Source organism: Brevundimonas vesicularis (genome assembly GCF_900445985.1).
GTDB classification, from domain to species: Bacteria; Pseudomonadota; Alphaproteobacteria; order Caulobacterales; family Caulobacteraceae; genus Brevundimonas; species Brevundimonas vesicularis_D.
Genome location: NZ_UAQP01000005.1, coordinates 643,237 through 667,961 on the forward strand (window position 1 = coordinate 643,237; position 24,725 = coordinate 667,961).

A 24,725-nucleotide genomic window follows, 5' to 3' on the forward strand; every position below is an offset into this window, starting at 1 on the left:
ATTAGGGCGCTGGAGGCGTCGTCGAGGCGGCGATCAGCATCGCGCGTTCCTGATCGGTCAGGTGGCGCCAGCGACCCTCGGGCAGGTCGCCCAATACCAGCGGTCCGATGCGGGTGCGATAGAGATCTACGACCTCCAGCGCGACCAGTTCGCACATGCGGCGGATCTGGCGATACTTGCCCTCGGTCAGCACGAAGCGAAGGCGCTGCGGCTCGATCTGGGTGACGCGGGCGGGCTTTAGCGGCTTGTCGTTCAGAGACAGGCCGTGGCGCAGCTTGCTGAGCTTGCCTTCGGTGATCTGGCCTTCGACGACGACCAGATATTCCTTGTCCAGCTCGGACGCCGGGCCGATCACCGCCTTGGCGACGACGCCGTCCGACGACAGCAGCAACAGGCCGCGTGAATCCTCGTCCAGCCGGCCGATGGGGGGCAGGGAAGCGTCTCGCGCAGGCGTGTCGCCCTCGCCGATACGATTGTGCGTCTTCAGCAGTCGCACAGCCGGGATCTTGCCCGGATCGGGCTGGCCCGAGACGTAACCGATCGGCTTGTGCAGCACCAGGGTCATGCCGGTCGCCAAGGCCGCCTGGGCCGTGTCGTTCAGGGTCAGGGTCTCGCCCGGTTGAATTTTTCGGCCGGCGTCGCTGATGGTCTCGCCATCGATGGAGACCAGACCATTGGCGATCAGGGTATCGGCCTCGCGCCGCGAACAGACGCCGGTCTGGCCCAGCCATTTATTCACGCGAACGGGTTCGTCGCCGTCATAGGTGCGGGTGAAGGCCATGCGATTCCGTCGTCCAGTCGATGCGGGTGTCTAGAGCCGGGTGGGCGCGCGAGCAAGCGGGTCGCCGTTTTCAGTATCACCATGGCCAGTCTGTTCGAACTGGCAGGTTGATCCGGACGGGATCATCACTATATCGGACCGCATTCCACAAATGATCCAGAGTGCGGGACGACACGCGTCGGACCCGTCGATTTTCTTTTTTCTGGTCATCGGCGTGGGCGGTTCGACGACGTCGCTCGTCGGATCTGGATCAGTATTAAACATCTCAAGGAGACGTCTTGTTCGCTCAAAACAAATCTTCCGCAGGCCCCCGTCGCACCGGTTACAACCGTCCTGTCCCCACCCGTCTGCGCATGGGGCTGGTGATGCGGCGTGACATGGCATTTGGCGAGTTGGGCGACGTGGAGGGCGCGTTGCGGGCCGAGGGCGTGGGTCTTGCCCCGATCTCGACGGGCGACGCCAGCCTGATCGCCGGCGGCGTGACCGTGCTGGCCACCGCAACGGCCAAGGACATCGTAGAAGGTCGCCTGAAGGGTTTGGTCGTTCCGGGCGGTTCGACGGACGAGGCGTCTTTGGCGGCCGTGCGGTCGCTGATCGACCTGGCGCGGGCCAACGGCGTGACGGTCATCGCCTTCGCCGACGGCGTCACGCTGGCGGCCGAGAGCTTCGGCGTGTCGGCCCAGGCCGAGGGCGCGGTGTTCAAAAACGGGGGGGTGACGCTGCTGAACGAGCGGGCCGAACTGTCCAAGCTGGTCGGCGCGATTGTCTGATCAGACGGCGCGGAACAGCAGGATGAGGTTGTTCGCCGGCATCTGAACCCGCAGCGTGGCCGCAAGGCCATGCGAGCGGGCCAGGGCCTCGACAGCTTCGTGATCACGCAGACCCCATTCCACGTTTCGCGCCTTCAGACTGACGTCGAAGGCCGCGTTGGACTCCGCCAGCGGAACCTCGGCCTCGCGGTAGGGGCCATAAAGCGCCAGCAGGCCGCCGGGGCGTCGCAAGACCCTACCGGCCAGATCCATCAGCCCCTCGGTCGCCGACCAGGGGCTGATGTGCATCATGTTCGCACAATACAGGGCGTCAAACGTGCCGGTCGGCCATGTCGTGGGATCGCCGGCGTCGATGGCCGACGGCGTCTTCAGGTTCGACAGGGCGAGCTGGCGGCTCCAGGCGGCGATGCTTTCGCGGGCCTGATCGCTAGGGTCGCTGGGGGTCCAGTCGAGACCAGGCAGGGCGGCGGCGAAGGCGGCGGCGTGTTCGCCCGATCCGGACGCGATCTCGAGCACCGATCCACGCGCGGACAGATGGGCGCGGAGCACGCGAAGAATCGCCTCGGCGTTTCGACGCGCGGCGGGCGATGTCAGTGCGCCGTCCGGCAAGACGGTGATGGAGTCCAGGCTATTCATTCCTCCTAAGTATCGCCGAAGCGCGACGAACACATCTGCGATTTCTCACCGCGAAAGGTCGGTTGTTTGTGCATTTTTTGCGCAACTTGACGATCACCGAGACCCGGCGCAATTCGCCTGTAACAGTGCGTGATCGTCACGCTCTGAAGGCCACGACGGCGTTAGATCGTCGGACCTTTTCGCTCAGGAGACGCCCTTGTCCATTCTCGCTACGCCCGGATTGCGCCCGGCGCCCACCGCCCATGCCGGGCTGATCGCCTGGGTCGAGCAGATCGCCGCCCTGACCAAGCCCGCCAAGGTCCATTGGTGCGACGGCTCCGAGGCCGAGAAAGAGGCCATCACCGCCGATCTGCTGGCCAAGGGCACGCTGAAGGCGCTTGATCAGACCAAGCGGCCGGGCTGCTACTACGCCGCCTCCGATCCCCGCGATGTGGCGCGCGTCGAGAGCCGGACCTTTATCTGCTCGGATGATGAGGCGGACGCCGGCCCGACCAACAACTGGGCCGACCCGATCGAGATGCGCGCGCGTCTGGATGGTCTGTTCGATGGCTGCATGGCCGGGCGGACCATGTACGTCGTCCCGTTCTGCATGGGCCCGCTGGGGTCGGAGATCAGCGCCTTGGGCGTCGAGATCACCGACAGCGGCTATGTCGCCCTGTCTATGGGGGTGATGACCCGCATGGGTAAGCCGGCGCTGGATCAGTTGGGCGATAAGGGCGTCTTCGTACCGGCCGTCCATACGCTGGGTGCGCCGCTGGCCGACGGTCAGGCGGACGTGGCCTGGCCCTGCAATGACGACAAGTGGATCGTTCATTTCCCCGAGACGCGGGAAATCTGGTCGTATGGCTCGGGCTATGGCGGCAACGCCCTGTTGGGCAAGAAATGCTACGCCCTGCGCATCGCCTCGATCATGGCTCGTGATGAGGGATGGCTGGCCGAGCACATGCTGATCCTGAAGCTGACGGATCCGAAGGGCCGAGCGAAATACGTCGCTGCCGCCTTCCCCAGCGCGTGCGGCAAGACGAACCTGGCCATGCTGCAGCCCAGCCTGCCGGGCTGGAAGGCCGAGACCATCGGCGACGACATCGCCTGGATGCGGTTCGGCGACGACGGGCGACTGTATGCGGTCAATCCCGAGGCCGGCTTCTTCGGCGTCGCGCCGGGCACCAGCCGCAACACCAACCACAATGCGCTGGAGACCTTGGCCTCCAACACCATCTTCACCAACACCGCCCTGACCAACGATGGCGACGTGTGGTGGGAGGGGCTGACGAAACAAGCGCCTGAGGGCCTGACGAACTGGAAGGGACATCCGCACGATCCGGCGTCCGGCGAACCCGCCGCGCACCCCAACGCCCGTTTCGCGGCGCCCGCCAGCCAATGCCCGGCCATCGCGCCGGAATGGGAAGATCCCAAGGGCGTGCCGATCGACGCGATTCTGTTCGGCGGTCGTCGCGCCAGCGCCGTGCCGTTGGTGACCGAAGCCTTCGATTGGGAGCACGGCGTCTTCATGGGCTCGACCGTGGCGTCCGAAGGCACCGCGGCGGCCGAGAACAAGGTCGGCGAACTGCGCCGCGATCCCTTCGCCATGCTGCCGTTCTGCGGCTACAACATGGGCGACTATTTCGCCCACTGGCTGAAGATGGGGCAGAGGCGAGACGCGTCGAAACTACCGCGCATCTTCTTCGTCAACTGGTTCAGAAAAGATCAGGACGGCCGGTTCGTCTGGCCCGGTTTCGGCGACAACGTTCGTGTTTTAAAATGGATCAGCGAGCGGATCGACGACGAGGCCGAGGCGGTCGATACGGCGGTCGGGCGCGTGCCTTCGGTCACGGCCTTGGACCTATCAGGCCTGGACCTGACGCCGACGCAATTGGCGACCCTGCTGGACGTTGATGCAGGCGTCTGGGCCGAAGAGGCGGCGCTGATCCCCGACTTCTATCGCCAGTTCGGCGATCGACTGCCGACCGCACTGTGGGACCAGCACGCGGCCCTGGTCGCGCGTCTTGACGACGCCGGCGCGGCCTCGATGGCGGCCGAATAGGCGGAAGCCATCTTGCAATAGGGGCGTCACGGGTCGATCAGACGGCCCGTGACGTCTTCTTCTTCCATTGTGATCGTCGGCGCTGGCGTGCTGGGGCTTTGCACGGCGTTCGAGCTGCATCGGCGCGGCCGCGCGGTGTTGGTGGTCGATCCCGGCGAGGTGAACGCCTCCCTGGTCGCTGCGGGAATGATCGCCCCGGCGATGGAATCAGCCATCGATGACGTGTCGCTGGATCGCGCCCAACTGTTTCGGGCGGGACGCGATCTGTGGCCCGAGTTCGCGACGGCGGCCGGCATCGCTCTGGCGCGTCGACCGGCCGAATGGCGAGGCGGCGATGTGGAGGCGATGGAGGCGCGGTTGCGGGCGCTGGGCTTCGACGCATGGCGCGAGGGCGACTCCGTCACGACAGAAGAGGATTATCAGGTCGATCCTGCACAGGCATTAGCGGCGCTGAGGCAGGCGCTGGGCGAGGCTGTCGTAGCTGGGACGGTGACGACGATTGCCCGCGCCGATGGCGGCTGGCGACTCGAAATCGGCGATCACTGGCTGGATGCGGAGGCGGTCGTGCTGGCCACCGGCGCCGGTGACGCCATAGCGGGTCTGCCCGAGACCGCGCGCCGTTTGGTCGAGGCGATCCAGCCGATCCGGGGACAGATTGGTGTCGCAGCCGGACATCTGGTCGATCATGTCGTGCGCGGGCCGGGCGCCTATGTCGCGCCAATGGCGTCTGGCGCGGTCATCGGAGCGACGATGGAGCCGGAGCGGCGGGATACGGCGCCGGATGCCGAGGCGTCCGGACGTCTGACACAGGCGGCGTGGGCTGCGCTGGGTCGGTCCCCTGAGCCGCTGTCTATCGAATGGCGCGTCGGCATCCGGGGCGCGACGGCGGATGGTCTGCCGCTTGCGGGCGCGGCGCCTGGTGAAGAGGGCCTGTTCATGGCCTTGGCGCCGCGTCGAAACGGCTGGTTGCTGGGGCCCTTGGTCGGCGCCGTGGTCGCCGATGCGATCGAGGGGCGGACGGCGTCGCCACACGCCCGCGCCCTCGACCCTGGTCGGTTCTAGCCCTCCATCGCGAACCGGACGGTGAAGTTGACGGTCGCGCCGTCGACAGGCCGGCCGTCCACGGTGCGCGGGTTCATGCGGAAGTCGCGCGTCAGGCTCTGTGCGGCGCGGCCGAAGCCTTGGCCGCTGGGCGTTTCGCCCACGACGCGACAGCCGGTCAGACCGCCATCGACCCGCACCACGCAGCTGAGGCTGGCGGACCCTGGCGTGCCGTTCTCAGCGGCGCGGCTCGGATAGGCCCGCGCCATCTGGGCGGCCGACGGCCGGCTGGCCCAGGTCGGGTTGTTGATCACCGAGGGCGGGCGAGGCGGCGTCTCGACCGTCGCCGTGCCGCCTTCGACGCCGGTGGTCGCGGTGCTGACGATCACTTGTCCGGGCGGCGCCGTGTTCGTCGGATTCTCTGGCGGGGTGAGTGCGATTGTCGGCACATCGACAGGAACGGTCAGCGCCGGTTTGTGGATTGGCGTCGGCGGGGCGGCCGTAACCGTGGGCGGAAGCGGCTTGGGCTCCGGCAGCGTTTGGAAGACGATATCGATCGGGGCATCGGGCTTTTCGGGCGGCGTCAGCCCGCTCAGCTCGAACCGTTGATTATAAAGCACCACCCCCGCCGCAACGTGCAGGATCACCGAGACGCCGATGGCGCCCAGCATCCAGCGCGGGATAGGCTTCTTGCGTTCCCCGAAGTCGATCGGGCTGATCAAGCCGGGACCACCGGCAGCACGGATCATCATAACGTCACTCCCTCGTTCACCGCCCCCGCAGCGCCCGTAACTGGAAGTTGAGCGCGCAGGTTGTGGCGGCTTTACGGCGAAGTTTTTTTCGTTCGACGAAGGTCGAGGCGTTAACGCGGCCGTTAAGAATTAAGAGTTGGTTAACTACGTTCGCCGACCCTTCGCACATGGGTATCGCAGCGATTCCATCGACAGGCGGAGTAGAGGCGGCCATCCGGCGCGCGTCGAACGCCGTTGGCGTGGACTATGAATTCCTGGTCAAGACCGCGCGGCGCGAGAGCGCGATGAACCCGTCGGCCAAGGCCCCGACCTCGTCGGCCGCCGGCCTGTTTCAATTCATCGAACAGACTTGGCTGGGCACGGTCAAGCAGCACGGGGCCCAGCACGGTTACGGCCAATACGCCGATCTGATCCATCGCGGGTCGGACGGACGTTGGCGCGTCGAGGGTTCGGCGCGCAACGTGGTGCTGGACCTGCGGTTCGATCCCCATGCGGCCTCGACCATGGCGGCTGAGTTGACGGCGTCCAATGCCGCCTATCTCCGCGGACGTACGGGCAAGGAACCGGGCGCAGGCGATCTGTATGCGGCTCATTTCCTGGGGCCGGCTGGGGCCGCCGGTTTGATGGAGGCGATGGATCGTAATCCGGGCGGTAGCGCCGCAGCGCTGTTCCCCGACGCTGCGCGGGCCAACCGCAGCATCTTCTATCGCAATGGACGCGCCGCCACGGTCGCCGAGGTCCACGCCAATCTGCAGCGCACAGCCGGCGAGGGCGCACCCGCCGCCGGAGCCGGCGAGACGAAATACGCCGTGCCGAATCTGAGCGACAAGGACCAGATGCTGGCCGCACGTCTGGACCGGCTGAAGCAGGATCAAGGCCTTCTGGCGCTATTGCTCGGTCAGGATGGATCATCCAGCAGCGGGTTCGGCGGTGCTTTCTCGCCGAATGGCAAGGAATCGACCTAGAGCCTGATCGGTAGAGGGGAAGTCGCTTCGCGACTTCGCTGATGCCGTGAATCAGGCTCCAGATTAAAGCAAGAGCCTGATTCACGCTTCAGCCGAACCGCGCAGCGGTTCGTCAAAAAAGCGATCAGGCTCTGAGTCGTTGCATTGCAACCGATGGTAAACCGCCCGTTAAGCATGGCAGTCTCATTCTGGGATCAACGTCCGATTCCATCACGAGCCGTCCATGACCGCCTTCCGCGCCCGCCTGACAGAAGTGGACATTCGACGCCTGATCAAGGCGACGGACGACGACGAGCGGGCCGAGGCGGCGCACAAGCTGTGCCGCAACATGGAGCGCGCGGAACTGAATGAGGACGACCGGGCGGCGGCGCAGAAAATCCTGCGTCTGCTGGCCAATGACGCCGCCGAACTGGTGCGTCGCGCCATGGCCGTGACGCTGAAGGCGTCCGATCTGATTCCCAATGACGTGGCGCGCAAACTGGCCGGCGATCTGGACAGCATCGCCCTGCCGATCATCGCCTCGTCGCCGGCGTTCAGCGACGAGGATCTGATCGAGATCGTGCGCGCCGGATCGGTCGTGCGTCAGGTCGCCGTGGCGGGGCGGGCGCGGGTGTCGCGCGATGTCGCGACGGTGCTGGCGGCCGAAGGCTGCGAGCAGTCGGTTCGCACCTTGGCGGCGAACGACAACGCCGACCTATCCGAAGGCGCGCTGGCGACCGTCGTGGATCGTTTCACCGAAGCGGCTGAAGTCCTGACCGCCGTAGCCTATCGCCAGGTCCTGCCGCTGCATGTGACCGAACGGTTGATCCAACTCGCCAGCGAGGCGGTGCGCGAACATCTGATCAGCCATCACGCTGTGGCTCCGGAAACGGCGATCCGTCTGGCCCAATACTCTCGTGAGCGGATGACGGTCGATCTGGTCGATCAGGCCAGCGTCAGCACCGATCTTGCGGCCTTCATGGCCCAGCTCAACGCCCGTCGCGTGTTGAATGCATCGCTGCTGCTGCGCGGACTGGCGCGAGGTCAGATGGCGATGTTCGAATATGGGCTGGCCGAACTGGCCAACACGCCGCATCACCGCGCCTGGCTGATGGTGCATGACGCCGGTCCGCTGGGGCTGAAGGCCATCTATGATCGCGCGGGTTTGCCGCCGCGCCTGTTCCAGGCCTTCCGCGCGGGGGTCGACACCTGGCGTGCGCTGGCGGCGGAGGGGATCGATACGTCGAGCGCCTATTTCCGCGATCAGATGCTTGAGCGGTTCCTGACCCAGCGTCCGGCCGTGCTGCGTGACGATCTGGCCTATCTGATGGAGCGGCTGGATCAGTCGCCGTCGCTCAGCCTGACCGCCGCCAACGCAGCCTAAGAAAAAAGGCCCGCCAAGACGACGGGCCTTTCGCAAACGGCTGGAAGGGCTTCAGCCTGCGAGGTGATCTGCGACGCGGGCTTCCAAGGTCTCGGCCAAGGCGCGGCCGGTCGGATGTTCGTCGGTCTTGATCTGGTCGCGGACCACGGCGCGGATGGCGTCGATGTGGGCGTCCAGAATGGCGATGGGCGCGGTCATGCGGCGATCGGCGTCGTCCAGCATCTTGCACAGCGAACCGGCGATGCGGGTGACCAGCGGATATTCGTACGTCGTGCCCAAGCCCTTCAGATCATGAGCGCGGAAATACAGAGCCTCTGCGGTGGCGGGGGTGTAGCCCTGCTCACGGATGTCGGCCTGGGCCTTGTCCAGCTTGACGACCTCGTCGTTCAGCCACTGGCCGAACTGGGCCGACATGGCTTTCAGCGCCTCTTCTGCACGAGCGATGGCGTCGGCGTTGATGCCGAAGCCGCCGCCGACCTTGAGCCGCAGCGAGTTGGTCGGAGGGGTGATCTGCGCCGGATTGCTCATGGCGGGCTCCATAGGACGTTCACGCCAAGATACGGTAGCGGGCTTAAGAAGCCGTGACCGATCAGTTGGCGAACTGTTCGGCCATTACGCGTTCGTCAAACGACCGGCCCGCATCGAAGAGCATGGTCAGGGTGACGTCACGACGCTCGCGCACCTCGACGCGGGCGACGCGCCGAACCTCGAAGTTGTCGGCGGTTGCTGAGACTGGGCGCTTGTCGGCCTCCAGAACCTCGAACCGCACCTTGGCGCCGTGCGACAACAGGGCGCCGCGCCAGCGACGGGGCCGGAAGGCGCTGATGGGCGTCAGGGCCAGGATGCGGGCGTCCAATGGGATGATCGGGCCGTGTGCTGACAGGTTATAGGCGGTCGATCCCGCAGGCGTCGCTACGAGGCAGCCATCGCAGGACAGTTCTTCCAGCCGCACGCGCTCGTCGACGGTGATCCTCAGCTTGGCCGACTGGCGCGTCTGGCGCAGCAGCGACACCTCGTTGATGGCCAGGCCGGTGTGGACCTCCCCGCTTTCAGTCCAGGCGTCCATCTGCAGAGGGTGGATGACCGTCCTTTCGGTCGTCGCGATCCGCTCCAGCAGACCGTTGTCGTCGTAGTCGTTCATCAGAAAGCCGACCGACCCGCGGTTCATCCCGTACACTGGCGTGCGCTGGCGCAGGTTGCCGTGCAGGGTTTCCAGCATCTGTCCATCCCCGCCCAGGGCCACGATCACATCGGCCTCGTCTTCGGGCACGGCGCCATAGCGGGCGATCAGGACTTTGCGCGCCGCCTGGGCTTCGGGCCGGTCGCTGGCGACGAAGGCCAATCGCGGCGATGACGGCAGGGGAGAGGAGCTTGACTGAGTCACTTGGCGACGTGGCCCGAGCTTGGGTGCGGAGTCAAACGGTCGCGGGCTTGTGCATCATCTGATGGAAGGCGCGAGAGGCGGCGTGCGCGCTCATCGGCGTCGCCTTCCAGCCGCCGTCGGCAGGCATTCCGCCCGAAAGTTTGCGCACCTCGACCAGAAGGGAGGCGAAGACGGCTTTGTCCACGCCCACGGCGATGCAGGCGAGATAGAGCGGCTCGGCGGTCGGCGCGCGGATGGCGTGATGCACCTGAGCCTCGCTAAAGCCGCCCAGAACCGCCAGGGTCTGTTCAAACAGTTCGAAACGCTGTTCTCGCAGCGCGCGGACCAGCAGGCCAGGACGCAACTGGCCGGCGGCTTGAAGTTTTTCCACCAGTCGTCGTTCCGCGTCGATGCGTGCGCGATCCTCGGTCGTCCTGGTGGACATGGCGCGCCATTCCGGGCTGCCGACAGCCTTCGCCGCCGCGTCCTGAACCGCTGCATTCAACTGGGCGTCGTCGATGCGGAAGCGTTCGCCGATCGACTGACGCAGAGCCTGGCCAACCCATTGATAAAGCTGCTGAGCCAGTTGTTCGTTCAGCCTGGGGTGACGCGTCAACGGCGCCCGCAGGCCCGCGATGCGGCGCGAATGGTCGACCAGCTTGCGCATTGCCTCTTCGCCAATGTCGGCCGTGCGGTTGGACGCCAGCGCCGTCATGGTGACGGGCTCGGCGCGATCGACAATCGTGTCCACGACCGGCCGCGCCAGCTGCGGGCGCCGGACGACGGCGATCTGATGCTCCAGCGTCGCCTCGATCAGCAGGCGTATGAGGTCGGTGTTTTGAAGAAGCGGGCTGGAGGTGATGACCGGGCGGGCGATCTCGATCTCATCCAACGCCAGCATATTGACCAGCGCAGGTGGCGCCCAGTCGACGCCCGCGATCCGTTCGGACAGGGCCAGTCGAATATCCCGCTCGGCCTGTGCCGTCAGAGCGAGAAAGATGTCGCTGAGCAGCGGCGCGACCTTGGGCGGCGGCGGATTGGATTCACACAGCGAGGTGACCTTCAGCAGCAGGCGCTGACGGTCGTCGGCCGAACGGCTGCTGGCCAGCGCCAGAAGCTCAGACACAGTCCGGTCGTCCCAGGCGTCGCGGGGCGGCTCCAGTTGAACGACAGACAAGGCGGCTCCCCGAACCGGCGACGATGCTTATCCATATGCTTGCGTGATGAAGACCGGGTTAAGCAAGGCCGCTGCAGGGGGTGACGTCACGTCAACGGCGGCCTTGTCGGCTTGACGACGCGACCACGCGGGGTGACGGTTTGTAAAAGCCCATCCAGAGGCAGGAGGAAATCATGGCGGACGGAACCAGTCCCTCGATCAAGTCGCGCGTGTCCGAAGCCGAATGGCAGGTCCGTGTGGAGCTGGCGGCCCTCTATCGGCTGGTCGCCTTGAACGGTTGGGACGACATGATCTTCACCCATATCTCGGCGCGCGTGCCCGGGCCGGAGCATCATTTCCTGATCAATCCCTACGGCTTCTACTTCGACGAGATCACGGCCTCTTCGTTGGTGAAGGTCGATCTGGAGGGGAACATCGTCCAGGACACGCCCTATTTCATCAATCCGGCGGGCTTCACGATCCACTCGGCCGTCCACGCCGCGCGCGAAGACGCCAAGTTCGTCATCCATCTGCATACAGTGAACGGCGTGGGCGTCGCCGCTCAGGCCGAAGGTTTGCTCCCCGTCAGTCAGAACGCGTGTTTACTACAGCATCAGGTTGCGTATCATGGGTACGAGGGGTTGGCCCTGAACCATGACGAACGCGAACGTCTGGTCGCCGACCTGGGGGACAAACCGCTGATGCTGCTGCGAAACCACGGCACGCTGGCGGTCGGGGAAACGGCGGCTCAGGCATGGATCGGCATCTTCTTCCTGGAGAGGGCCTGCGCGCAGCAGGTTGCAGCGCTGTCCGGCGGGCGCGAGCACATCCTGTTGGCGCCGGACGAAGCGCAGGCCGAGACCAAGGAGCAGGGGCGCGGCATCGGCTTCATCTCGTCTCTGGCCTGGCCGGGCGCGCTGCGCCAGCTGGATCGCAAGTCGCCAGGCTACGACGCCTAGGTGCCGTTGTTGCGGGGGCGCTGGTCCTCGCGGCGCTGACGCCGACCCAAGCCCTCGCCGGCGCCTGGACCCAGCCGAAGGACAAGGGCCAGGCCATCGTCAAGTACGAGCGGCTGAGCGCCGACACAGGTTTCGACGCTGCTGGCGAGGAACGTGATCTGCCTGGCCGGCGGCGCGATGCGACCTTGGGTGTGTTCGCCGAATACGGCGTGTTGGATCTGCTGACGCTGCAGCTCAAGGCGGACTGGCAGGACGGCGAGGACGCCTTTGTCGATTACAGCGGGCGCGGCCCAATCGAGATCGGTGCGACCTGGCAGGTCTGGCGCGATGACCGGAACGCCGTCAGCCTTTATGGCGGCTATACCCAGGCCGGGGAGGGGCGCAACGCCGGCTATGCCGCGCCGGGCGTCGGCGATCACGACTGGGAGGCGCGAGTCTCGGTCGGCCGATCCCTTAGCGAGATGGGCGAGCGCTGGGGAATGGACGGCGCATTCGTCGAACTTCAGGCCGCACGCCGTCTTCGCGACGGCCTGCCGGATGAAACCCGCATAGACGCCACGGCAGGCGCCCGGATCGGCGAGGATTGGATGGTGCTGGGTCAGGCGTTCGGCGGCGCGGCTGACGGCGGCGCGCGCTGGCTCTCACTGGAAGCCTCGGTGGTGCGTGACTTCGGCGACTGGAGCTTGCAGGCCGGATGGAGGCAAACCGTCGCAGGGCGCGAGGCCGCGATCGCGCGCGGACCTGTCGTCGCGCTGTGGCGCCGCTTCTAGCGCATCTTTTCGCGACGGAAGTTGTCGGCTGGCGCGTTGAAGCAGACATTGCGCGCACCTCATTACCCGGTAATGCAATGCGGCGTCCCCCCGACCGAGAGACTCCCGCGTGATCAAACGTCATTTCTTCCTCGTCGCCGCAGCGGTTCTGCTGGGGCTGATGGTCGTCGCCGCTATCGCGAAGGTCGCTAGCGGAGATGAGAAGAAGGGCGCCGGCCCCGGCGGTCGCGGACGCGGGGCGCAGCAGGTGTCCGAGGCCGTCGTGGCGCAGCGACCCTTCTCGGATCAGATTCGCGTTTTGGGCGTGGCGCGCGGCGAGCGGTCGGTGAACGTCACCTCCTCGACCACCGAACTGATCACCCGCGTCCTGTTCGCGGACGGCCAGTACGTCTCGGCCGGCGCGCCATTGGTCGAACTGCAGGCGCGCGAAGAAGACGCGGCCATTATCGAGGCTCGCGCCAACGTCAATCAGGCCCAGCGTGAATACGATCGCTACAAGGCCTTGGCCGACCGGGGCGTCGCGCCCCAGGTCATGCTGGAACAGGCCGAGACCGGGTTGGAAACCGCGCGGGCGTCGTTGCAAGCGGCCCAGGCGCGTCGCGGCGACCGGGTGATCCGGGCGCCGTTCTCCGGCCGTGTCGGTCTGACCACAGTGACGCCCGGCACGCTGATCAATCCGGGCGCGGTGATCACGACGCTGGACGACACCTCTACGATCCGCGTCGATTTCCCCCTCCCTGAGCGCTATCTGAACCTGCTGCGTCCCGGCGCCCAGCTGACCGCGACGGCAGACGCCTATGGCGATGAGCCGTTCACGGGGCGGATCGCTCTGATCGACACGCGCGTCAACGAAACGACCCGCGCCGCGACGGCGCGCGCGGAGTTCCCCAACCCCGGCGGTCGCATCCGTCCCGGCATGCTGATGCGTGTGGCGGTCCAGCAGGGCCAGCGTCAGAGCGCCGCCGTGCCCGAGTCGGCCGTGCAATATGAAGGCGCCGGCGCCTTCGTCTACCGCATCGCTCCCGGCCAGAACGGCTCCACCGCGCAGCGGGTCGAGGTCGAAGCCGGGGCCGTCGAGAACGGCTTTGTTGAAATCCTGTCCGGCATCGAGGCCGGCGACCGCATCGTCGGATCGGGCCTGAACCGTATTCAGCCGGGCGCACCGGTCAGCGTGGGCGCCCAGGGTCGCAAGTCGGGCGCCGCCAAATGATGCTGTCCGACGTTTCGGTCCGGCGGCCCGTCTTCGCGGCCGTCGCGGCCATTGTGCTGTGCGTCATCGGTGCGGCGGCCTTCTTCTTCCTGCCCGTGCGTGAACTGCCGGACGTCGATCCGCCCATCGTGTCGGTCAACACCAGTTATGCCGGCGCCTCGGCCGAGGTGATCGAGAGCCGCATCACCGAGCCGGTTGAGCAGCAGATCGCCGGCATCCAGGGCGTCGAGCGCATCAACTCGACCAGCCGCGACGGGCGCTCCAACGTGAACATCGAGTTCTCGCTGGACCGCAATATCGACGACGCCGCCAACGACGTGCGCGACCGCGTCAGCCGCGTGGTCGGCCGCCTTCCGGACCAGGCCGACCCGCCCGAAGTGGCCAAGGCCGATTCCGATGGCCAGCCGATCATCATCGTCTTCCTGCGCTCGACCAGCATGAACCGGCTTCAGCTGACCGATTACGCTGACCGATATCTGATCGACCGGATGGCGACGGTGCCCGGCGTGGCCCAGGTCAACATCTATGGCGAGCAGCGCTATTCGATGCGAATCTGGCTGGATTCCGCCGCCATGGCGGCGCGGGGCCTGACGGTCAACGACGTCGAGACGGCCCTGACGAGCCAGAATGTCGAGCTTCCCGCCGGCTCGCTGGAGTCGACGGACAAGAATTACACCGTCCGCGTAGCGCGTACCTACGCCCTGCCGGAAGATTTCCGCCAGTTGCCCATCGGCACACGAGGCTCGGCCTCGGCCTCAGCGACGGTCGCCACAGGCACGGGCAGCGGATCGTCGGCCATCATCCAGGGGCAGCCGACCTATGTGACGCGCCTTGGCGACATCGCCCGCGTCGAGGAAGCGCCGGAAGAAGACCGGCGTCTGTTCCGTGGCAACGGGATGGATCAAATTGGCCTGGCCGTGACCCGTCAGGCGCAGTCGAACGACCTCGCCATCTCGGACGGCGTCCACAAGATGATCGAGGAAATCCGGCCGACCTTGCCGCCGGGTGTGACCATCGAGGTCGGATCCGACAACTCGGTCTTCACCTCGCACGCGATCGACGAGGTCTGGATCACCATCGGCATCTCCATGGCCCTGGTGGCCCTGGTGAACTTCATCTTCCTTGGCAGCCTGCGAGCCGCGCTGATCCCCTCCATCGTGGCGCCGATCTGTCTGCTGGCGACCTTCATCGTCCTGGCGCCGCTGGGCTTCTCGCTGAATCTGTTGACGCTCTTGGCCCTGGTTCTGGCCATCGGCCTCGTGGTCGATGACGCCATCGTGGTGGTCGAGAACATCCAGCGCCGTCTGGATCTGGGCGAGCCGCCTCTGGTCGCCGCCGAACGCGGTGCGCGCCAGGTCTTCTTCGCGGTCGTGGCCACCACCATTGTGCTGCTGTCGGTGTTCGCGCCGCTGCTGTTCCTGCCGGGCTATGTCGGACGTCTGTTCGTCGAACTGGCCGCGGCGATCGCGGCGGCCGTGGCCTTTTCCGCCTTCCTGGCGCTTAGCCTGTCGCCGATGCTGGCCTCCAAGATTCTGCGACCCGCTCACGGCGGCGGCTGGGTGGCGCGCAAGGTCGACTGGGGCATGGACCGGTTGAAGTCGTCCTATGGCCGGTCGCTGAACATGCTGTTGGGCCGACGCGTCGCCGTGATCGGCGTCGGCGCGTTGATCCTGCTGGTCGCAGCGGGGGCGGGCGGCATCTTCCTGACCCTGCCTAATGAACTGGTGCCGGACGAGGATCGCGGCCGGGTCACGGTGCGCGTTGCCGGGCCCGAAGGCGCGGGCTTCGACTACACCCGCAAGATCATGCTGGGGCTGGAACCTCTGCTGGCCGAATACAAGACCAGCGGCGAGGCCGACAGCTATCTGGTGTCCGCGCCTGGCTTCGGCGGCAGCGGTTTCAACTCCGGCAACGCGGTCCTCACGCTTGCCGACTGGTCCAAGCGCGACCGTTCGGCGGCCGAGATCGCTCAGGAACTGAACGGCAAGCTGCGCGGCCAGACGGGCGCCCAGGTCAACGCTTCGACGCCCGGCGCCTTCCAGCGCGGCGGTGGCAACTCCAACTCCATCGAGCTCATCGCGACCGGCAGCGACTATCAGCAGATCTACGCCTGGCTCCAGCCTATGCTGGCTGCGGCCCAGGCCAATCCCGGCTTCTCGCGTCCACGCCTGAACTATGAGCCGAATTCGCCGCGTCTGCTGGTCGACGTCGATCCGCAGAAAGCCGCCGCGCTGGGCGTTTCGTCCCAGTCCATCGGCCGCACGCTGGAGACCATGTTCGGCTCTCGCCGCGCCACGACCTACATCAAGGGCGGTCAGGAATACGACGTCATCCTGCAGACGGAGCGCGACAATCGTCGCGAGGTCGCCGACCTGGAAGCCCTGTATGTCGCGACCGGGGGCGGCCAACTCGTGCCGCTGTCGGCCGTGGTCACGACCAAGACCAGCGGCGACACGCCGGACCGTCGCCGTCTGGATCGTCAGCGCGCGATCTCCCTGCAGGCCGACCTCAATCCCGGCACCACCATCGACGACGCGATTCAGTTTCTGAACGCCGAAGCGGCGAAGCAGCCGCAAGGGGCCGTCGTTACTCAGTGGGGCGGGGCGGCGCGCGATCAGCAGGAAGCGGGCGGGGCGGTGTTCGCGGCCTTCGGTCTGGCGCTGTTGCTGGTCTTCCTGGTTCTGGCGGCCCAGTTCGAAAGCTGGATCACGCCGGCCGTCATCATGCTGACGGTGCCGCTGGCGGCGGCGGGCGGTCTGTTCGGTCTGCTGATGGCGGGCTCCAGCCTGAACATCTACAGCCAGATCGGCCTGATCATCCTGATCGGGGTGGCGGCTAAAAACGGCATTCTGATCGTCGAGTTCGCCAACCAACTGCGCGACCAGGGACGCTCCATCAGGGAGGCGATCATCGAGTCGTCGTCCTTGCGTCTGCGTCCGATCATCATGACCTCGATCGCAACCGCTTTCGGCGCTCTGCCGCTGGTGCTGTGGCAAGGCGCCGGCGCCGGCAGCCGTCAGACGATCGGCGTGGTGATCTTCACCGGCGCCATCTTCGCCACCGTCCTGACCCTATTCGTCGTACCGGTGATCTATGGCGTCTTGGCGCGCTTCACCAAGTCGCCCGAATGGACCGCCCGCAAGATCGAGGAGTGGGAAGCTCAGGAACTGCGCGAGGGCGGCTCCAAGGAACTGCCCGAGGCCTGACGGATCAGGAGGCTGGCGCAGGCTCCGGTTTGTAGCCCGTCTCCACCTTCAGGAAGGCGATGACGTCGCGGCGATCCGTGGCGTCGGGCAGACCGGGGAAGGTCATCTTGTTGCCGGGCAGGAAGGTGCGCGGGTTTTCCAGCCAGTGATCCAGCTTCTCGGAGTCCCAGGTGAAGGTCGCCGTGCGCATGGCGTTGGAATAGTTGTAGCGCGGACGATCACCCGCCTTGCGGCCGAACACACCGTACAGATTTGGACCCGCCATGTCTGGACCGCCTTCGCCGATGGTGTGGCAGGCGCGACAGCGCGCAAACGCCCGACGCCCGTTCTCGAGATCGCCCGCATTGTAGGGGGCGGGCAGGGAGGCCAGAAGCGTCGCCTTTTCCGCATCCGTCAGCACGTGAACCGGCGCGGCAGGCGTAGTTGTGGACGGTTCGCCCTGACCACAGGCGGCCAAGGCCAAAAGAGGGGCCAGAAGAAGGGGGGCGACGAGGGCGTGGCGGGGCATGGCGGCTTCCTGTTTGCCTTGTGATAGCGCAACGCGTCGGCGCGGCAATTGGTCAAGCTGTCCTGCTGGACGTAGGCCCCTCGCACCTGATAATCAGTGTCAAAGAAACGCGGAGCCGTTGGGGAGCGGCCTCGCCCGTGCGAGCGTAGAATTGACCGACACCATAAAGTTGAGCCAGGCCCGACGCGGCGATCGCGGCGTCATCGTTCAGGTGGGCGCCCATTGTCACCATCAGGGCGAGGCGGTCGAGCTGGAACGCCGTCTGCTGGAACTGGGCTTCGTCGAAGGCGCGCAGATCGAACTGCTGCACGAAGGTCTGTTCGGACGCGACCCGATCGCCATGAAGGTGGACGACATGCGCGTGGCCCTGCGTCGTCACGAGGCGGAAAGCCTGTCGATCCGGCTAGGCGCCGCCTGATGGACATTGCGCTGAAGACCGCTCGCGTCGCCCTGGTCGGCAATCCCAACAGCGGCAAGACGGCCCTGTTCAACGCCCTGACTGGCGCTCACCAGAAGGTCGCCAACTACGCCGGCGTGACGGTGGAGCGTAAGGAAGGCCTGATCCGCGCCGCCTCGGGCCGCACGATGTCGGTGCTGGACCTGCCCGGCACCTATTCCCTGCGCGCCCGCAGCCCGGACGAGGAGGTCACGCGCGACGCCGTCCTGGGGCGATTGGCCGGCGAGACGCCGCCCGACGTGGTGGTCTGTGTCGCCGACGCCACCAATCTGCGTCTGGTCCTGCGCCTTATTCTGGAGCTGAAGGCCGTTGGTCGGCCGATGGTTCTGGCGCTGAACATGTATGACATCGCCCAGCGCCAGGGCCTGCGCATCGATCTGGAGCGACTGCGCGCCGAACTGGGGGTGCCGATCATCACCACGGTGGCCACGCGCAAGCGCGGCATCGACGATCTGGTCGCCGCCATCGAGGATCAGGCCGCCGTCGCCGCCGTGACCGAAAGCCGCTGGCATTCGCCCGACGCCGCCGAGTTGCGAACCGCCGCCCGCGAGGCCGAGCGGATCATGAAGGCCTGCGTCCGTCCGCCTGAGCGGCCCGACACCGTGACCGGCAGGATCGATTCGGTGCTGCTGCATCCGGTCGGCGGGTTGCTGATCCTGTTCGCCCTGCTGTTTGTGATGTTCCAGGCCGTGTTCAGCTGGGCCGCGCCCGTGATGGACGGCATCGAGGCCGGCATCGGCTGGTTGGGCGGCCTGGTCGCCAATGTGCTGCCGGACGGCCTGCTGCAAAGCCTGATCGTTGACGGGATCATTTCCGGCGTCGGCAGCGTGCTGGTGTTCCTGCCGCAGATTTTGATCCTGTTCCTGTTCATCATCGCGCTGGAAGACTTCGGCTATATGGCCCGCGCGGCCTTTCTGATGGACAAGATCATGGGCGGCGCAGGGCTGCACGGCCGGGCCTTCATCCCGCTGCTGTCCAGTTTCGCCTGCGCCATTCCCGGCGTCATGGCGGCGCGGGTGATCGATTCGCGACGCGACCGCCTGACCACCATCCTGGTCGCCCCGCTGATGACCTGCTCGGCGCGCATCCCGGTCTATACGCTGATCATCGCCGCCTTCATTCCGAATGAGACGGTCTGGGGCTTCGCCAACCTGCAAGGCCTTGTGATGTTCGGCCTTTACGCCGCCGGCATCGTCAGCGCGCTGATCGTCTCCCTGCTGATCCGCAAGGTGTTCTGGCGCGGGGCGGTCGAGCCCTTCATGATGGAGCTTCCGGCCTACAAGACGCCGGACCTGCGCAGCGTTGGTTTCAACCTGTGGCTCCGGGCCAAGATTTTCCTGACCCGCGCGGGCCGCATCATCCTGCCGGCCGTGATCATCCTTTGGGTGCTGGCGACATTCCCCTATCCGCCCGAGAACGCGACCCTGCCGGCCATCGACTATTCCTTCGCCGGCATGTTGGGTCGGGCGCTGGAGCCCATTTTCGCGCCCATCGGCTTCAACTGGCAGATGGTCATTGCCCTCATCCCCGGCATGGCGGCGCGCGAGGTCGCGGTGGCGGCGCTGGGCACGACCTACGCCATCGCCGACGCCGAGAATGCGACAGGCCTTCTGGCCTCGACCCTTGCGTCGCACTGGTCGTTGGCGACGGCGCTGTCGTTCCTAGCTTGGTACATCTTTGCGCCCCAGTGCGTGGCGACGCTAGGCGTGGTGAGGCGTGAAACCAACTCGCTGAAATGGACTTGGATCATGATCGGCTACATGTTCGGTCTGGCCTATCTGGCGTCGCTGGTGACCTATCATGTGGCGGTGGCGCTCGGAGGCGGTTAAGCCAAGGCGGTTCGCCGCCGTCGGGACGCCCTGATGAACCCTGTACTCGCCGCTGCCGTCATGGGCGGGCTGGGCCTGATCGTCGGCCGTCTCGTCGCGGTCGTCAGCGCGCGCCTTCGAGGCGAAGATTCTCGCGCGGCGCCACGCTGGCGCGATCCTCTGATCGTGCTCGGCGGGGGCTTGTTGGGCGTTTGGGCGGGGCTCTGTGGCCAAGCGTGGTTGATGACGGCGGCAACGGCGATCCTGGGCTGGCAGTTGCTGCTGATTGCTGTCGTGGACGGCGAGAACTTCTGGCTGCCGGACATCCTGACGTGGCCCCTGATCGCCACGGGCTTGGGCGTCGCGGCGGTCATGGATTGGAGTGTCGCCTTCTCGCATCTCATCGGTGCGGCGATCGGCTTTGGCGGGCTGTGGGCGCTGGGGCGTGTCTATCGGATTGTTCGCAAGCGCGACGGCTTGGGCGGGGGCGACCCCTTCCTGTTTGCGGGGGCTGGGGCGTGGGTCGGCTGGATGGGCCTGCCCAGCGTGCTGCTGTGGGCCTGCGCCGTCGGGCTCAGCCTGGTTTTCGGCATTCTGGTGGTCCGGCGCAGCGTCAGCGGATCGGATAAGCTGCCTTTCGGCGTCTTCCTGGCCGTCGGCATCTGGCTGACCTGGCTGTATGGGCCGCTGGGTCTCTAACGTCCCGTCGTCAGCTTGACGATGATGATGGCCGCCGTGTCCAGAATGGCCTCGGGCGTATCGGCCCGTCGCAACAGATCGAAACTGGCCGCCGTCGATTCGGCGATCGAGGCGATCTGATAGGAGGCCAGCCGCGGATTATAGTCCTTGGGATGCAGACCGCTGGCGTGAGCCTGAGCCACGCGGCGTTCGATGGACAGGTGCAGTCGGCGCAAACGGCGCACCCGGCTTTCGACGAAGGCGGCGTCGCCATTGTCCGCCAGCATATGTTCGACACGCAGAACCTGACCGTGACTGCGCCAGATGGCCATCACATCCAGAATGAAGGCGCGCGCGATTACGAAGGCCTTATCGCCCGGCCAGTCGGCCTGGAAATGCGCCGCCAGCCCCTGAAAATCCGCAGCGGCGACTTCGCACAACGCCAGAACAGGTTCTTCGACCGTCTTGAAATAGGTGTAGAAGTTGGAAGGCGATACACCCGCGGCCGAGGCCAGATCGGCGACGCGGATTTCGCCGTAGTGCCGCTCGTTCAACAAGCGTTGGGTCGCGTCGAGGATCGCCTGGCGGGTTCTCCCGCCCCGCGCACCGATCTTGTGGCCCAGCTTGTTGGTTGTGTCGGCCATGTCCCCGATGGTCGAAAGGCGTGGTGCCGGCTGCAGGAATCGAACCCGCGACATCCAGTTTACAAAACTGGCGCTCTACCAACTGAGCTAAGCCGGCCCGCATTTGCGGTTTCGCTCTTATGTCTAGGCCTTGGCCGCGACGCAAGACGATGCTGCGCCGCAAACCGACAAATCCCGCCGACACGAGGAACTGTCTGATGTCGGCAGCATGACAAATAACCCGCCTAGTTGAGCGGGTAGTTTATGAGGTTGGCGACACGCTCAATGGTCGTTTGAGGCATGGATAACCCGTGGTTGAGGCAGACGGAGAGGATCGTGCGTCAGCTGTGTCTAACTGGACACGATCAGCAAGATTGTTGCGTGCGGGTTGTTGCGGGGTGCGATTCCACCTCACGACGTTAGGGCTGCCAGTTTGGTGCAAGCTTGGCGACGTATCCATGACGGTGTTGCAACGTGCTGCGGAATTTCTGCCGGTCACTGAACGCCGCGTCATTCCCTTCACCACGCAACGGAGGTGGAAATTTTCGCCGGCGTGGCTGGCAGGGGGAATGACGTGACGACGAGATCGATGAGCACTTCAATGCTGGCGCTGATGCTCTGTGCATCTGCTGGCGGGGCCTGGGCCCAATCGGCGCCGCAGCCGACAGAAGCAGAGCGCGCCCGCGCCGCTCAGCCAGCCGGTGAGACTTCGGTCGTGGAGTCGGTCGAGGTGACAGGCAGCCGTCTTGCAACCGGTGACCCGACGTCGCGGGTCATTGTCATTTCGAAGGAGGAAATCCAGGCGCGCGGCGTGACCAGCGTCGAGCAACTGATCCGGACCCTGCCGCAGAACGTCAACACCATTGGGGCTATCACCAACGAGCGGGCGCGGGGTCCGCTATCTAATCGTAGAGGAACCGAAGTCTCGCAGATCGGCTCGCTGGGCGTGTCGGCCGCCAATCTCGGCGGCCTGGGCGCCGGCAACACGCTGATCCTTGTCAACGGCCGTCGCGTCGCCGGAGCCGCCGGCATTGAAGACGGATTCGCCAATCTGAACGGCATCCCTCTCAGCGCCGTCGAGCGCGTCGAGATTTCGGTCGGCGGCGCGTCCGCCATCTATGGCGCCGACGCCATCGGTGGCGTCATCAACTTCATTCTGCGCAAGGATTTCGTCGGTTCGACCCTGACGGTTCAGCACGAAGAGTCCAGCAATGACGCCGACAACAGCCGCATAAGCCTGTTTTCCGGCTATTCCTGGGGCTCCGGCAACATCTCAGGGACGATCGACTACAACCAGCGTAAGCCGGTCAACAACTACAAGAGCGGCTATGTCACGCAAAACTACGCCAGCTACTACGGTGGCGACACAACATTTGATCTGCGGTCGTTCAGTCGCGGGCTGCAACCTGGCGTCATCGACCGCGGCTATTATTCGTTCGATCCGCCCGATTACAACGCGCGTTACGTCGCGCAGGGCCTCACCGTCAGGCCGGGCCTAGTTGGTCGTCCGGGTCTGAACGACTTCATTACAGTCGGGGCAGAGGCCTTGCCGGACGTTGTGCCGGAGTTGGCCGGGCCGGAGTCTGACACGATCAGCGGTACGCTCAACTTCGAGCAAAAGCTGACCAGCAGGCTGACAGCCTTCGGCAACGCGCTTTATTCGCGCAGCAAGAACGAGCAGGACATCTTGTATTCGGAAGGGTTGCGCGTTCAGCTCGCCCCCGGCCAGGCTTACAATCCTTTCCCGGCCTATTATTTCGACCGGTTCACGCCGGGGCCGTTGGTCGCCTATAATCCAAAATCGGAGGTCGAGGCGGGCGAGCTGCCGACAGGCCGGATTTCGAACACGGCGACACAGTGGAACCTGAATCTGGGCCTGCGTTACCAGTTCAATACCGAGACCAAGGCCGAACTCTTCTACACCACCTCCAAATCCGAGACGTCTGGCCAGAGCCCGCTATTGGGGTCCGCGGTTGACTTCATCAGAGACGCGACGGCCCCAAATGGCGTAAGGTGCTATAATCGCCAGCTGGAGGAAAATCGCCTTAACGGCACGGACCGGGCCATGCTCCAGGCTGTCTTCGATCGGCAATGCCTTGCCTTGACGAGCAGCGACCCAACGCTCGCCTTCAATCCCTGGAAGTCGTCCGCCGACGGGGGCGGGTCCAGTGTCGCCGACTTCTACTATATTCCTGTCACCGAGCAGCGGTCGACGCGCACCGAGAACTGGGAAGCGCGGCTGACGGGCGCCCTGTGGACGCTGCCCGCTGGGAAGATCCGTTACGCGGCGGGCGCCGAGATGTCCGTGGACGATACGGACAGTAAGGAAGTCCGTGTCCGCACCATCAATCCGGTCACGAGCGACCGCCACGCCTACTTCGGCGAACTGACCGTTCCGATCTTTGGCGAGGGTTTCAACTATCCGGGCGCGCGATCCCTGTTGTTGAGCCTGGCTGCCCGACGCGACAGCTATAAGACCTCGGGACCGATCGGCACGGTCAACAATGTGCCCTATTCCCAGGGCGGAGAACTGCTCTACGAGTCCAACACCTTCGCCAACACCACCCCGGCCATCGGTCTGCGCTGGGAACCGTTCCAGGGCCTAGCGCTCCGCGCTCGGTGGACCGAGGGTTTCAAGGCGCCGCCGTACACGCAACTCTTCAACCCGACTGGCACTCAGCGTTACACCACGACGATCTCTGACGATCCGCTTTACACCTGCACGACGGACTGTGTGCGGCCAAGAACCTATGTCGTCCCAATGGTCGTGGCCCCGAACCCCGACCTGGAGCCGCAGGTGTCCACGCAATACACCCTGGGCTTCAACTGGCGTCCCGAGGGCGTTCTGAAGGGCTTGACCCTGGATGTCGCCTATAACTCGACCAAGATCGACAGCGAATACGCCAATCCCAACGACCTGCAGACTTTCCTGACCCGACGTGAGATCCTTCAGCTTTCTCAGTTCTATCCGCGCGACGCCAGCGGCAAGATCATCGAGGCGAGGAACTACACCTTCAACATTATCGGCTCGGAATATGAGTCGATCGCCTACGAGCTGAGCTACCTTTGGCCGACGCGTTGGGGCACGTTCGAGCCGAAGATCAATGTGTTGGACAATATCAAGTCGGAACGCCAGGCCTTCGCCAATCGCGAACCCGTATCGAACCTGGGCTTCCTCCAGGGGCCTGACGACTACAAGGTGGTGGGCTCGGTCGGCTGGTATTATCACGACATGAGCGCATCGCTGTGGGCTTACTACACGCCTAAGTACACGAACGACTACGAGGTCTTCCGGGCTGCCGGCAACGTAACCGACGAGCGGAAGTTTGTGCCGGTCGATGACATGCTCATCCTCGACCTGACGGCCGCTTGGCGGGTCACGAACGACATCCGCATCAGTTTCGCGGGTCGAAACATACTGGACCAGGCGCCGCCGTTCGTGGTGGTTCAGGGGCGGCCTTACGATACGGGACGCTACAATGCCGCAGGTCGGACCTTGTCTCTGGAGCTCCAGTATTCATTCTGACAAAAGCAGGGCGCGCACCAGCGCGCCCTGCCTCTGGGCCGACGGCCTGCCTGTTCGTTAGAAGGCGAAATGCTCCATATCCGGCCAATATGGATTGGAGCGTCAGAAG

Annotated in this window: 21 protein-coding genes and 1 tRNA gene; 13 read left to right on the top strand and 9 right to left on the bottom strand. The window is 65.4% G+C overall.

Annotation, left to right across the window (positions count from 1 at the left end):
* Position 1: 1 nt before the first annotated feature.
* Positions 2 to 781 carry a pseudouridine synthase gene (locus DT343_RS03290; protein ID WP_112861729.1) on the bottom strand — a complete coding sequence of 260 codons (780 nt, stop codon included), beginning with the start codon at positions 779 to 781 and terminating at the stop codon, positions 2 to 4.
* A 278-nt stretch (positions 782 to 1,059) separates the two neighbouring features.
* Here DT343_RS03290 and DT343_RS03295 point away from each other — a divergent pair, with 278 nt between their 5' ends.
* Positions 1,060 to 1,551 carry a hypothetical protein gene (locus tag DT343_RS03295; RefSeq protein ID WP_258522488.1) on the top strand — a complete coding sequence of 164 codons (492 nt, stop codon included), beginning with the start codon at positions 1,060 to 1,062 and terminating at the stop codon, positions 1,549 to 1,551.
* On the opposite strand, the gene DT343_RS03300 is transcribed toward DT343_RS03295, so the two are convergent.
* Positions 1,552 to 2,187, bottom strand: a complete 636-nt coding sequence (locus tag DT343_RS03300) for a DUF938 domain-containing protein (RefSeq protein ID WP_112861730.1) — start codon at positions 2,185 to 2,187, stop codon at positions 1,552 to 1,554. It abuts the gene before it with no gap.
* A 196-nt stretch (positions 2,188 to 2,383) separates the two neighbouring features.
* Here DT343_RS03300 and DT343_RS03305 point away from each other — a divergent pair, with 196 nt between their 5' ends.
* Positions 2,384 to 4,231 carry a phosphoenolpyruvate carboxykinase (GTP) gene (locus DT343_RS03305; RefSeq protein ID WP_258522489.1) on the top strand — a complete coding sequence of 616 codons (1,848 nt, stop codon included), beginning with the start codon at positions 2,384 to 2,386 and terminating at the stop codon, positions 4,229 to 4,231.
* A gap of 48 nt (positions 4,232 to 4,279) precedes the next feature.
* Positions 4,280 to 5,293, top strand: a complete 1,014-nt coding sequence (locus DT343_RS03310; RefSeq protein WP_258522490.1) for an NAD(P)/FAD-dependent oxidoreductase — start codon at positions 4,280 to 4,282, stop codon at positions 5,291 to 5,293.
* Here the strand turns inward: DT343_RS03310 and DT343_RS03315 are convergent.
* Positions 5,290 to 6,024: a TonB family protein gene (locus DT343_RS03315; protein WP_112861733.1), complete on the bottom strand. Its 735-nt coding sequence runs from the start codon at positions 6,022 to 6,024 to the stop codon at positions 5,290 to 5,292. The two genes, DT343_RS03310 and DT343_RS03315, sit on opposite strands and share 4 nt — an antisense overlap.
* A gap of 167 nt (positions 6,025 to 6,191) precedes the next feature.
* On the opposite strand from DT343_RS03315, the gene DT343_RS03320 reads away from it, so the two are divergent.
* Both DT343_RS03320 and DT343_RS03325 read left to right on the top strand, forming a co-directional pair.
* On the top strand, positions 6,192 to 6,989 hold the full coding sequence (locus tag DT343_RS03320; RefSeq protein ID WP_112861734.1) for a transglycosylase SLT domain-containing protein: 798 nt from the start codon (positions 6,192 to 6,194) through the stop codon (positions 6,987 to 6,989).
* 223 nt (positions 6,990 to 7,212) lie between these two features.
* Positions 7,213 to 8,352 (top strand): DUF2336 domain-containing protein, encoded by a 1,140-nt coding sequence (locus DT343_RS03325; RefSeq protein WP_066622886.1) that lies wholly within the window; start codon positions 7,213 to 7,215, stop codon positions 8,350 to 8,352.
* A gap of 51 nt (positions 8,353 to 8,403) precedes the next feature.
* Here the strand turns inward: DT343_RS03325 and DT343_RS03330 are convergent, their stop codons facing one another.
* From DT343_RS03330 to DT343_RS03340, 3 genes are all read right to left on the bottom strand, one after another.
* A complete protein-coding gene (locus DT343_RS03330) occupies positions 8,404 to 8,880 on the bottom strand; it encodes an Hpt domain-containing protein (protein ID WP_181669111.1) in 477 nt (158 codons plus the stop codon).
* A gap of 61 nt (positions 8,881 to 8,941) precedes the next feature.
* The gene (locus DT343_RS03335) at positions 8,942 to 9,694 is read right to left on the bottom strand and encodes an NAD kinase (RefSeq protein WP_112861736.1); all 753 of its coding nucleotides are present in this window, start codon (positions 9,692 to 9,694) and stop codon (positions 8,942 to 8,944) included.
* Between the two features lie 73 nt (positions 9,695 to 9,767).
* Entirely contained in the window at positions 9,768 to 10,892 is a 1,125-nt protein-coding gene (locus tag DT343_RS03340) for a DUF2336 domain-containing protein (RefSeq protein ID WP_112861737.1), read from the bottom strand.
* Between the two features lie 173 nt (positions 10,893 to 11,065).
* On the opposite strand from DT343_RS03340, the gene DT343_RS03345 reads away from it, so the two are divergent.
* The 4 genes from DT343_RS03345 (at position 11,066) to DT343_RS03360 (ending at position 17,016) form a co-directional block, all read left to right on the top strand.
* Positions 11,066 to 11,830, top strand: a complete 765-nt coding sequence (locus tag DT343_RS03345) for a class II aldolase/adducin family protein (protein WP_055754843.1) — start codon at positions 11,066 to 11,068, stop codon at positions 11,828 to 11,830.
* A 191-nt stretch (positions 11,831 to 12,021) separates the two neighbouring features.
* On the top strand, positions 12,022 to 12,600 hold the full coding sequence (locus DT343_RS03350; protein ID WP_112861738.1) for a hypothetical protein: 579 nt from the start codon (positions 12,022 to 12,024) through the stop codon (positions 12,598 to 12,600).
* Between the two features lie 109 nt (positions 12,601 to 12,709).
* A complete protein-coding gene (locus DT343_RS03355; protein ID WP_112861739.1) occupies positions 12,710 to 13,810 on the top strand; it encodes an efflux RND transporter periplasmic adaptor subunit in 1,101 nt (366 codons plus the stop codon).
* A complete protein-coding gene (locus tag DT343_RS03360) occupies positions 13,810 to 17,016 on the top strand; it encodes an efflux RND transporter permease subunit (RefSeq protein ID WP_220116577.1) in 3,207 nt (1,068 codons plus the stop codon). Before DT343_RS03355 ends, DT343_RS03360 begins: the two co-directional genes overlap by 1 nt.
* A 4-nt stretch (positions 17,017 to 17,020) precedes the next feature.
* Here DT343_RS03360 and DT343_RS03365 read toward each other — a convergent pair whose 3' ends face one another.
* On the bottom strand, positions 17,021 to 17,524 hold the full coding sequence (locus DT343_RS03365) for a c-type cytochrome (RefSeq protein WP_112861741.1): 504 nt from the start codon (positions 17,522 to 17,524) through the stop codon (positions 17,021 to 17,023).
* Between the two features lie 151 nt (positions 17,525 to 17,675).
* On the opposite strand from DT343_RS03365, the gene DT343_RS03370 reads away from it, so the two are divergent.
* Genes DT343_RS03370 through DT343_RS03380 form a run of 3 tightly spaced genes read left to right on the top strand, consistent with a single transcriptional unit; the run spans position 17,676 to position 20,488 of the window.
* Positions 17,676 to 17,942, top strand: coding sequence for a FeoA family protein (locus tag DT343_RS03370; RefSeq protein ID WP_055754847.1), 267 nt, complete (start codon positions 17,676 to 17,678; stop codon positions 17,940 to 17,942).
* Positions 17,942 to 19,810 (top strand): ferrous iron transporter B, encoded by a 1,869-nt coding sequence (feoB, locus tag DT343_RS03375; RefSeq protein WP_112861742.1) that lies wholly within the window; start codon positions 17,942 to 17,944, stop codon positions 19,808 to 19,810. Before DT343_RS03370 ends, feoB begins: the two co-directional genes overlap by 1 nt.
* Before the next feature lie 33 nt (positions 19,811 to 19,843).
* On the top strand, positions 19,844 to 20,488 hold the full coding sequence (locus DT343_RS03380; RefSeq protein ID WP_112861743.1) for a prepilin peptidase: 645 nt from the start codon (positions 19,844 to 19,846) through the stop codon (positions 20,486 to 20,488).
* Here the strand turns inward: DT343_RS03380 and DT343_RS03385 are convergent.
* Both DT343_RS03385 and DT343_RS03390 read right to left on the bottom strand, forming a co-directional pair.
* Complete coding sequence (locus tag DT343_RS03385; RefSeq protein ID WP_026108423.1) at positions 20,485 to 21,111, bottom strand: TetR/AcrR family transcriptional regulator; 627 nt, start codon at positions 21,109 to 21,111, stop codon at positions 20,485 to 20,487. The two genes, DT343_RS03380 and DT343_RS03385, sit on opposite strands and share 4 nt — an antisense overlap.
* Positions 21,112 to 21,132: 21 nt before the next feature.
* Positions 21,133 to 21,208 (bottom strand) — tRNA-Thr (locus DT343_RS03390).
* Positions 21,209 to 21,679: 471 nt separating this feature from the next.
* Between DT343_RS03390 and DT343_RS03395 the strand changes: the two genes are divergently transcribed.
* Positions 21,680 to 24,616 carry a TonB-dependent receptor domain-containing protein gene (locus DT343_RS03395; RefSeq protein ID WP_258522491.1) on the top strand — a complete coding sequence of 979 codons (2,937 nt, stop codon included), beginning with the start codon at positions 21,680 to 21,682 and terminating at the stop codon, positions 24,614 to 24,616.
* The last annotated feature ends 109 nt before the right edge of the window (positions 24,617 to 24,725 follow it).

Bases quoted from the DNA above. Each gene is read 5' to 3' on its own strand.
- DT343_RS03290 (WP_112861729.1), bottom strand. From the start codon at position 781: ATGGCCTTCACCCGCACCTATGACGGCGACGAACCCGTTCGCGTGAAT.
- DT343_RS03300 (WP_112861730.1), bottom strand. From the start codon at position 2,187: ATGAATAGCCTGGACTCCATCACCGTCTTGCCGGACGGCGCACTGACA.
- DT343_RS03315 (WP_112861733.1), bottom strand. From the start codon at position 6,024: ATGATGATCCGTGCTGCCGGTGGTCCCGGCTTGATCAGCCCGATCGAC.
- DT343_RS03320 (WP_112861734.1), top strand. From the start codon at position 6,192: ATGGGTATCGCAGCGATTCCATCGACAGGCGGAGTAGAGGCGGCCATC.
- DT343_RS03325 (WP_066622886.1), top strand. From the start codon at position 7,213: ATGACCGCCTTCCGCGCCCGCCTGACAGAAGTGGACATTCGACGCCTG.
- DT343_RS03330 (WP_181669111.1), bottom strand. From the start codon at position 8,880: ATGAGCAATCCGGCGCAGATCACCCCTCCGACCAACTCGCTGCGGCTC.
- DT343_RS03345 (WP_055754843.1), top strand. From the start codon at position 11,066: ATGGCGGACGGAACCAGTCCCTCGATCAAGTCGCGCGTGTCCGAAGCC.
- DT343_RS03360 (WP_220116577.1), top strand. From the start codon at position 13,810: ATGCTGTCCGACGTTTCGGTCCGGCGGCCCGTCTTCGCGGCCGTCGCG.
- DT343_RS03365 (WP_112861741.1), bottom strand. From the start codon at position 17,524: ATGCCCCGCCACGCCCTCGTCGCCCCCCTTCTTCTGGCCCCTCTTTTG.
- feoB (WP_112861742.1), top strand. From the start codon at position 17,942: ATGGACATTGCGCTGAAGACCGCTCGCGTCGCCCTGGTCGGCAATCCC.
- DT343_RS03380 (WP_112861743.1), top strand. From the start codon at position 19,844: ATGAACCCTGTACTCGCCGCTGCCGTCATGGGCGGGCTGGGCCTGATC.
- DT343_RS03385 (WP_026108423.1), bottom strand. From the start codon at position 21,111: ATGGCCGACACAACCAACAAGCTGGGCCACAAGATCGGTGCGCGGGGC.
- DT343_RS03395 (WP_258522491.1), top strand. From the start codon at position 21,680: ATGAGCACTTCAATGCTGGCGCTGATGCTCTGTGCATCTGCTGGCGGG.